1 protein-coding gene is annotated in these 246 nt (G+C 44.3%); it reads right to left on the reverse strand.

The features are described from left to right. Positions 1 to 246, reverse strand: a 246-nt coding sequence (locus tag AAEY62_RS24050) for a LysR substrate-binding domain-containing protein (protein ID WP_350636984.1), incomplete at both ends; no start/stop codon positions are given.

Raw genomic sequence — 246 nt, forward strand, 5'->3', positions numbered from 1 at the left:
CTGCGGTACTGAGCAAGGCTACTCATATCGAGTGGTTGCTGCTGCGTTGCTAACGGGTGCGTGCTATTTACCACAAGTACACTTTGATACTCATCTATTTTAACCGCGCGAATGCCTTTTTGGTTCGGCACTGGCGACGGCGCGCCAATAACTAAATCAACTTTATCTTCAATCAGCACTTCCCAGCTGCCGTTCATTACCTGTTCTTGTACATCTATTTCAATATTTTTATGCTCTACTAAAAAC

The sequence above is a fragment of the Pseudoalteromonas sp. GW168-MNA-CIBAN-0100 genome (assembly GCF_040309225.1).
GTDB classification, from domain to species: Bacteria; Pseudomonadota; Gammaproteobacteria; order Enterobacterales; family Alteromonadaceae; genus Pseudoalteromonas; species Pseudoalteromonas arctica.